General features: G+C 43.3%; 9 protein-coding genes. 6 read left to right on the top strand and 3 right to left on the bottom strand.

Annotated elements, in window-relative coordinates:
• The 6 genes from H6G97_RS40135 to H6G97_RS40160 form a co-directional block, all read left to right on the top strand.
• A partial coding sequence (locus H6G97_RS40135; RefSeq protein ID WP_190946191.1) for a hypothetical protein occupies positions 1 to 263 on the top strand: 263 nt, incomplete at its 5' end.
• Between the two features lie 4 nt (positions 264 to 267).
• Entirely contained in the window at positions 268 to 678 is a 411-nt protein-coding gene (locus H6G97_RS40140; RefSeq protein ID WP_190946192.1) for a hypothetical protein, read from the top strand.
• Complete coding sequence (locus H6G97_RS40145; RefSeq protein WP_190946193.1) at positions 678 to 1394, top strand: hypothetical protein; 717 nt, start codon at positions 678 to 680, stop codon at positions 1392 to 1394. Before H6G97_RS40140 ends, H6G97_RS40145 begins: the two co-directional genes overlap by 1 nt.
• Positions 1395 to 2122: 728 nt before the next feature.
• Positions 2123 to 3679: a group II intron reverse transcriptase/maturase gene (locus H6G97_RS40150; protein WP_190946194.1), complete on the top strand. Its 1557-nt coding sequence runs from the start codon at positions 2123 to 2125 to the stop codon at positions 3677 to 3679.
• Positions 3680 to 3777: 98 nt separating this feature from the next.
• Positions 3778 to 5544: a hypothetical protein gene (locus tag H6G97_RS40155; protein ID WP_190946195.1), complete on the top strand. Its 1767-nt coding sequence runs from the start codon at positions 3778 to 3780 to the stop codon at positions 5542 to 5544.
• Positions 5545 to 5638: 94 nt separating this feature from the next.
• Complete coding sequence (locus H6G97_RS40160) at positions 5639 to 5845, top strand: hypothetical protein (RefSeq protein ID WP_190946196.1); 207 nt, start codon at positions 5639 to 5641, stop codon at positions 5843 to 5845.
• A gap of 65 nt (positions 5846 to 5910) precedes the next feature.
• Here the strand turns inward: H6G97_RS40160 and H6G97_RS40165 are convergent, their stop codons facing one another.
• Genes H6G97_RS40165 through H6G97_RS40175 form a run of 3 tightly spaced genes read right to left on the bottom strand, consistent with a single transcriptional unit; the run spans position 5911 to position 7989 of the window.
• Positions 5911 to 6642 carry a hypothetical protein gene (locus tag H6G97_RS40165; protein WP_190946197.1) on the bottom strand — a complete coding sequence of 244 codons (732 nt, stop codon included), beginning with the start codon at positions 6640 to 6642 and terminating at the stop codon, positions 5911 to 5913.
• A complete protein-coding gene (locus H6G97_RS40170; RefSeq protein WP_190946198.1) occupies positions 6635 to 7450 on the bottom strand; it encodes a hypothetical protein in 816 nt (271 codons plus the stop codon). Before H6G97_RS40170 ends, H6G97_RS40165 begins: the two co-directional genes overlap by 8 nt.
• Positions 7447 to 7989 (bottom strand): hypothetical protein, encoded by a 543-nt coding sequence (locus H6G97_RS40175; protein WP_242055898.1) that lies wholly within the window; start codon positions 7987 to 7989, stop codon positions 7447 to 7449. Before H6G97_RS40175 ends, H6G97_RS40170 begins: the two co-directional genes overlap by 4 nt.
• Between the last annotated feature and the right edge of the window lie 158 nt (positions 7990 to 8147).

Genomic DNA, 8147 nt, shown 5'->3' on the forward strand with positions numbered 1-8147 from the left:
TCAAAATGGCGCACCCCGTAGGATATTACTCACTTTCCCACGACAACGCACTCATTAAAGATATGTGTGAGACATGGGGGGAAGGGCTAGAAAAGATGAACGAATCAGACACACTCTGGTTAATTGCAAAAATCGCTCATGAAGCATGGGTAGAGTGTGAATCTTCTAACCCTCCTAGCAACGAATCGGAGTCAGTATTGAAACGACTGCATGAATTAAAGCAATGGGAGAAGTTTGCACTGATTACCGCGATGGCACAGTAGTCTCATGTACAAGAAACAACTCTACCTAGCTTTGGCTGGTATTGGCATCTGCATGTTGCCTGTAATCATTCCCTTAATACCCAAGTTGGGGGCTTATGCAGAGGCAGAACGCTTAAAAGCTACCGAAGGATTAGAGCGAACTCGCATAGAAGAACGGGCAAAAACCAGCGATGCCTTATACGAGGCGGGAGTCATGCCCACAACTCGTTCTCTAAGAATCACAAATTATTTTGACAGTAGTAAACGCAATCCCAGACCAGACCCAACCCTTTATCAAGATGATGAAATTGTTGATGTTTTTGACGCAACGGGTAGGTGTATTGGGCGGATTGAAGAAGGAATTTGGAAGTGGAAGTACAAAGCTAAAGGGATTTGTAAAAGCGTTCAAAATATCAAACCAGTGAGGAGAAAGTAATGGCGTTAGGAACATCTGGTGCAGAAAGTAATAGTACTGGTAACACTGATGGTAAACCCAAGGGTAAGAAGCGAACGCTTGGTGAAATTATTGATTTTTGCGCCAAGGCTGTTGTGATGATTGTCGGTTTACCTATTAGGGCAGCCGCCGCTATAGTCAATCAGTTTGTTGCTAACGGTGGCGCGGGTCGTGCGTTAGTAGGTGGGATTTTATTTATTGGTGGTTCTGTAATTAGTGCTGATTCAACTTGGCAATTAATCTTTACTGGGCCCCCTGTTTCTCCTTGGTTTGAGCCGGCTTGGAATTGGCTAAATGTGCCGTTTGCACTGTTCAACCCCTTGTTTTACTTGGCATTCATGGTTTCTGTAGGTGTTCAAGTAATCGAAGCCCATGCCCTACGCGGTAAAAACCCAGATTCAGCTAGGCGGGAACTTCAAGATCACATGGTTTATGAGCTTGAAACCAAGCCTAGTGGCAAGATTGACTTAGTAGGCCAGCTGTGGCAAGACTACAAAACCGCAGGTACACGCGATCGCTCTAGTGCAGGGCTGGTTGTGATTGCTGTTTGGGCATTCGATATTGTCACCACCTTTGCGGCTCGTAACCCATTCGACTACACAGCCCCATTTATGATTTTGAGCTGCATCTTATTTAATATCGGCACAATGATGGCAGGTGAAATTGGGTTTGCCATCTGGCGCTTGACCAAAGATTAAAGCCAGTGCCGCTCAACAACTCTCTACATTGAGCGGCACTCACTACTCAACAGGGCATTTGTTTTATGCATTGCAATAATATCCCAAAAATTACAACTAAGGAAACNGAACACTTACGCGATTCTTATCCCGCCTTATCCCATTTAGAGGCAGGAAATGTTTCTGAATGGTTGCAAGAGCGCAAGGATGTGCGATTCGTTGTGAGTGAATCACGGTGAAAGTCCGTAAATAACCTCACCAACTCAACAGAGTTGAACTTTTCAGAGGATGTAGGTGAAAGTCCTACCCGCCAGGTTCAGGCGTGACTCCTTATCTGCCCACACCGAACAAGCTCGATTCTTGTAGAGTGAAGCTGGGAACAGGGCGCAATCAGACGACCGTTATGGGTTGACACTGGCGCTAATAGGGAATTCCTACGGTGAAACGGAGCCTAAAAAAGTGACCTACGCTCAAGCAGGGCATAACTAAAAACCCCTGACTTTATCAGAGTTAAAACCCGCTGCATTTTGTCTTTGATAGCAGCAAGAACCTGGGGTTTCTGATGGTCAAAGTGGCTACACCTAACGGAATAATCAATCTCCTGAAAGGAACGAATAAAAACGAATCAAAAGTCTTGGGAAAGGTCGAAAACCCAGGTAGGCAAGACGAGATGCGGAACCCTTTTGATTCGGGTAGGATGCGGCGTAATTGCTGCAAGGTATTCAGAGAACATTCTTTGGAGTAAGAGCATGATTAGGCACAGCAATAAAGCTAGTGAATCTTGGATGACGTTACCGTGGAAGCAATTCCGCCGTAACCTATTCCGCCTACAAAGACGAGTGTTTAAAGCGGTTCGAGAAGGGAACAAGCGTAAATCTTTGTCACTTCAAAAACTTATTCTGAAATCCCGTGCAGCTAGACTATTGGCAATCCGTCAAGTATCACAGTTAAATGCTGGAAAGAAAACAGCAGGAATCGATGGCAAAAAGTCCCTCACCATGAAGGAACGTTTTGAGTTAGAGGAACTGCTTAAGGCAACAAGTAGTGACTGGAAACACCAAAAACTACGCAGTATTCCCATCCCTAAAAAAGATGGCAGTACCAGAATGCTAAAAATCCCAACTATCGCCGACAGAGCCTGGCAATGCCTTGCAAAATACGCAATAGAACCAGCACACGAAGCACTATTCCATGAACGGAGCTACGGCTTTAGACCAGGACGCTCGGCACATGATGCCCAAAAAATCCTGTTTCTACAGCTAAATTCCCAAGCAAAAGGAAAAGATAAACGAGTCATAGAGCTTGATATCGAGAAGTGCTTCGATAGGATAAGCCACCACACAATAATGGAATCTCTTATTGCCCCACTAGGCATTAAATCAGGAATATTCCGTTGCCTAAAAGCGGGAGTTAACCCGGAATTTCCAGAACAAGGAACTCCCCAAGGCGGAGTGGTAAGTCCTTTATTAGCTAACATCGCACTTAACGGCATAGAAGATATACACCAAACCAATGGCAGGAGAAATGGCAAGCGATGCAAAGTATCGTCTGTTATTAGATATGCCGACGATATGGTAATCATCTTAAGACCAGAAGACGATGCCGAAAAGATACTAGAAAAGATAGACCAATTTCTAGCTCAAAGAGGAATGAAGATAAGTGAGAAAAAGACACATATTACCGCTTCGACAGATGGCTTTGACTTTTTAGGCTGGCACTTTCAGGTGCAGAGCAACGGAAAATTTAGAATCACTCCCTCAGAGGATAACTATAATAAAATCCGTCAGAAGATAAAAGCCATCGTTCACAACTCGAATTATGGTGCTGTGGAGAAAGCTGACAAGCTTGCACCCATAGTGAGAGGCTGGAGAAACTACCACAAATACAGCAGGATGCGCGGTTCAAAGTTTTCACTTTGGCACATCAGGTTCAGAGCGTGGAAAGTGTTTCGTAAGGAATCAACACAAACACGGACATCTACTACCAAGATGGTAGAAAAAGCGTTCCCAAAGGTTCCTTACTCAGAAAGTAGACACGTCAACGTCAAAGAGAATAAGTCTCCCTATGATGGCGACATAAATTACTGGAGCAAACGCAACAGTAAATTTTACGACGGACATACTTCAAAAGCCTTAATACAACAACACCATACATGTGGGTACTGTGGCTTAAAATGTACAAGTGATGAACGAGTACATCTGCACCACATTGACGGAAATCACAATAACTGGAAGACCAAGAATCTGATAGCTATTCACGAATCCTGTCACGACTATATCCACATGGGCAAAAGGGTTAAACCCTAAGAATATCGGGAGCCGGATGCAGTGAAAACGGCACGTCCGGATCTAACAGAGAGGTGCGGAGGATCATACCTCACATCGACTCTAACCAATTATTTGAAATGGCCCGAGTTTCTGAGAACGAAGCAGACATGACCCGTGTACTTGGCTTGGTGGCTGGGGGTATAGGAGCGGTTTGTTATGCGGTCAACCCACTGGCTATAGTTGGTGGTTTAATTGGCGGTGCTGCGTGGCTATGGTTTGTTGTCGAACACTCGAACCGCACTAAAGAAATTGCACCTTTACCCTTTATACGCGGCAACTTTATAGACGCGGTTGCCCGTGCTGGTGACTATGATACTCGGAGCAATTATCAAGCAGATCATCTTGCTAATACTGTTAAATTCTTAGAGCGACAATCAGCAGAAGAGTACGCCTTTCTTCATGCTGAGTTTGAAAATATTGTCCAGTATTTAACGCAAGTTGAACCAGGAAAACGTTTTTATGCTTATCGCTGGATGTTTGGCTGGTTTGGCAAGCTCAAGGGTCGTCAGCTACCGACTTATCAAAGTATGGCTCTCCATTTACAGGATGTGACGATTGACAGCCGTGTGAATCTGTCGGAGATAAGTGCTATCGCACAAGCTCAAACCCAGTTACCACCAACCGTAGATATCAAACAATTAACTTCACCGACTGTAGATATTAGGCACACTCGCCAAACTTCGGAATTTTCTAGACCGGAGGAGTTACAGCCATCAGCTAATGGGCTTGTACCAGAGACTATAACTAATCTCCCTCTGGCGAATAGAGCAAACGCACTCATCGCGGCTTTAACGAAAAGTGGTTTTCAAATAGAAGATATGATGAGTTCTCAGGTGATAGCGATTGCAGGTACTCAGCGAGGTGGCAAGGGAACCTTAGCAGCAATCTTAGCAACATTATCATTATCTTTAGATTCGGGATTAAACACCCAATACTTTACAGCCGGGGTGGACGTTTACCCGTTTAGTTGCAATCTGATTTCTGCTCTGAAATACCCCGAAAAAGATGCGGACTCAGCAGATAAACTAGTCGCCCGTGACTTGCTTAAATTTCTTAAAGGCTTAGATGCAAGTGAACCTTACTCCCACAAAAACTTACTGTTAGTGATTGATGAGGCGATGCGCTTGCTGTCCCTACTTGATGAGAGCGATCGCACTTGGGCTATTCAATATTTACTTTCTCGCTTCGCTAAGTGTGGCGGTACATTAATCATTGTGTTACATGGCTCTAACTTAACTTCTGTGGTTGGCAAGGCCACAGCAGGACTAGCAGACACCTTTAAGCAATCAATTAACTTTATTGGTTGTGTAGCTCAGTCTGTCAGCGCTGGTGGATTGCGAAAGATTAATGTTGCCAGTGGCGAATATTTCAAAGCCAACCCTAATAACTTTGCTGAACCTGTTAACGGTGGCAATCTGGGCATGATTCCTGACTGGCTAAAGATAGAGTTACACCCTGGAAATGGTCAACCAGATCCAGCTAGAACATTACTCAAATTCTTCCCGGAACTGGTGCAGCATCACCAGCCAGCAGTTATGCCCAGAGGCGAGAAAATTGCACCATCAGACGCAGTTAATCAGCTTGAGTCCATTTTCTCAAAGCCTACCCAAGAGGTTGAAATTGCAGACATAGAATTCGTGAGTATTTCTGAGGCTGACTTGTCGCAAATTTTAAACATTGTTACTTCAGCCGTTACAACACCAGTCAGCTTTGCTGCGATTAGAAATAGCCGAAAGTGGGGCGAAGATAAACCTAGTGTTCGGTATTTAAGGAGTGCTATTGCACAACTTATAGAATCCAAGCAATTGAACGGTAGTGAGAAGTTAGGCTTTACCGCTTTTTAATATGACTGCAATTTCAAAAAGCCGTTCAGAAAGCACTTAGTTCAAAGACATCAAGACATCAAAACCCTGAAATCCTAGTAATGGATCTAAATTTATGCACCCAATTGAGTTTAAGAAAAAGTGGCAGTTAACTTACGACGAGCTTGCCCTTGTCTTAGGTTATCAAGGTGATTATACTGTCCGTTCTTGGAATATGATTGGAAGACATAAGCGCAACCCTCAAAAAGTTGTCTATGTCGCTTGTCGTCTTCTAGATGAGAAGTGGTCAACTCAAGGGAAGCTTGTGCATTCTTATCTCTGATTATTTGTATGATTGGGGCAAATATTACGTTTTGCCTGTTTGCCCCAATCACTATATACTGCCCTTCATCTTCGATTTCGGTCAGTCCCTAAACGCTTTTCTATCCGTTGTAGCTTGACATTGCTATAACCAGTACGCTGCCAGATAGCTCGGAGATAGGTATTGAAATCATCCGAGGTTTTTACCGGAATTAATTGATTGATTGAAAAGAACATTGACAAAGCAAATATTGTCGTAATCAACCCCATCATTCCATATTTAGTTAGGGGTTCAGAGCGATAAACCTCTTTCTCTATGGTGATGGGTTCGGGGGGACGGCTGTTCTTCAACTCCTGAATAACCGTAGTCAACTTCTGCGTGTGATTCAACAGTTGATTCCAGTTCTCCTTCAACTGCAATACTTCGCTCTTTAGCCCTTTGAACTCTAAGCTCTCTAATGTTGCTGTTGACTTGGGCGTATTCTTTAACTGCGTCAGTAAGGGAGTTAATTCTTGTCTCAAATCTTCGTTGTTCTTCTCGTACTCTTGAGAGGAGAGATTCTGATTCTTCAATTCCCCCGTCAGCATCTCGATAGCTACCATCGCTTTGCTGAGGAGTTGATTCTGAATTAAATTCGTTTGCGCCCATGCTTGTAACTCTGCCCTATCCCTTTCACGTTCAGTTTTTTGTGACTGCTTAAAACTTTCAAACTCTCTATATAATCTGCCCAGTGCTATCTTGACCTCACCCTGTTCACTGCTCTCTACTAAATCGGCAGTTGAGGAGTGAGGATTGCTGTGATTGCCGTTGCTATTCATCAGTTTTCTTTTTACCTTGGCGAGAAGTAGATGCAGCTGCTTTTACTTGTTTTGATGTTGAAGTTTTAGACGGCTCAGTATCTGGTTTAACTGAAGGTTGCTGCAACCCCAAATAATCCCCAGCCTTTTCAAGCTCTGGTTTAGCTTGATCTAAAAATCCACTGACCAGTAGGTAATCCCCAAAAGGAAAACCATTCTCTTCAGTCGCAGCCGAGTAAGGCAGGCCCTTTTCTGTCAACGTGTCAAAGGTCGAATAGTCTAGCTCTGGCATCTCTATTTCTATACCTTTTAGTTCAGCTATAGCTGCCGATGTTTTGCTGTTCTCCCAGCGCTGAAAACCTGAACCTTTATCCCAGCACAGATTTTTTACCACCACATAATCTGCTTTATCGCTACAGAACTCAGCCATAGTTTTTAAGCTAGTGATCACCGAGTAACCAAGGTTAAGCACAGTCACCAGCGTTACTCGATAACCCAAATCACCTGCAATCTTAAATAGCCCAAACTTACTGATAATCTCCCTAGTTTTATTGCTTGATGCCCCAGGCATATCTACTATTATTGAGTCCGGTGATTCCGCTTTGATTTCCGTAAAGAAGCGTTTCGCTTCTGCCACCTCTAGGAAATTTAACAGCCTTACCCCTGAGCCAAAGTTTTGATAGTACTCGTACAGTTCTGGATTCTCTGTATCTGCGTCATAAGCTAGATAATTAATTCCTTTATTGTGCATTACATCCAGTAGCAAGCGAGTAAAGGCAGTCTTACCTGTACCACCCTTGCCCCCCAGTATCATCACGATGCGTTTCATATTTCGCTCCTATCAGTGATATTAAATTGGGAAGAAGTATTAGGAGTTGTTTTCTTTCGTTTACTAGTTCTAGATGAGGATGAGCCGGATGGTTCACTACTCTCTTGTGGTGAACTATCTGGCTCTACTGCTAGAACATCATTATTAGTTGTGGTTGATGAATCAGTTGATTCTGGCTCGGAGTCAGAATCAACTGATTCATCAACCGCTTTATTTGATGATTCATTACTCGAACTATTCTCCGTTATTGTTGAAGCTTTTTTATGAAAACTCTTCAGACCACTAGCCGCCAGTTCTACCCCATGACCTTTAAACACATCAGAAACATCGTCATAAGAGTAGCCAGCGTCTAACATATCTTGAATAGGTTTAGCCAAACTGAGAACTAAATCTGACAGGCTGATAGTTTTAGGAGTCGCTGCTTTTTGTTTAAGACTGGTTTGAATATCTTCTATTTTTGATAAAGGGACAGCTTTCGGTTTGCGCGACATATTCAGCAATAGTAATAAATTATTCCATTGTAAAAAAAACGTGGTCATCAAAAGTTTAAGTTTCTTGTCGTGATGTGACGAATATCAACAGAAAAAGGTTTGTATCCTCGTGAGGTAGACTAGTCTAAAAAAGCAGTTACCCATGACTCAACACTCTGATATCAAAGGGATAGGGCAGCATTGTTAAATAGACCCTGCCCCCGGTT

This window comes from Nostoc flagelliforme FACHB-838 (assembly GCF_014698065.1).
Classification (GTDB): Bacteria; Cyanobacteriota; Cyanobacteriia; order Cyanobacteriales; family Nostocaceae; genus Nostoc; species Nostoc flagelliforme_B.

Bases quoted from the DNA above. Each gene is read 5' to 3' on its own strand.
- H6G97_RS40170 (WP_190946198.1), bottom strand. From the start codon at position 7,450: ATGAAACGCATCGTGATGATACTGGGGGGCAAGGGTGGTACAGGTAAG.
- H6G97_RS40150 (WP_190946194.1), top strand. From the start codon at position 2,123: ATGATTAGGCACAGCAATAAAGCTAGTGAATCTTGGATGACGTTACCG.
- H6G97_RS40175 (WP_242055898.1), bottom strand. From the start codon at position 7,989: ATGACCACGTTTTTTTTACAATGGAATAATTTATTACTATTGCTGAAT.
- H6G97_RS40160 (WP_190946196.1), top strand. From the start codon at position 5,639: ATGCACCCAATTGAGTTTAAGAAAAAGTGGCAGTTAACTTACGACGAG.
- H6G97_RS40155 (WP_190946195.1), top strand. From the start codon at position 3,778: ATGGCCCGAGTTTCTGAGAACGAAGCAGACATGACCCGTGTACTTGGC.
- H6G97_RS40140 (WP_190946192.1), top strand. From the start codon at position 268: ATGTACAAGAAACAACTCTACCTAGCTTTGGCTGGTATTGGCATCTGC.
- H6G97_RS40165 (WP_190946197.1), bottom strand. From the start codon at position 6,642: ATGAATAGCAACGGCAATCACAGCAATCCTCACTCCTCAACTGCCGAT.
- H6G97_RS40145 (WP_190946193.1), top strand. From the start codon at position 678: ATGGCGTTAGGAACATCTGGTGCAGAAAGTAATAGTACTGGTAACACT.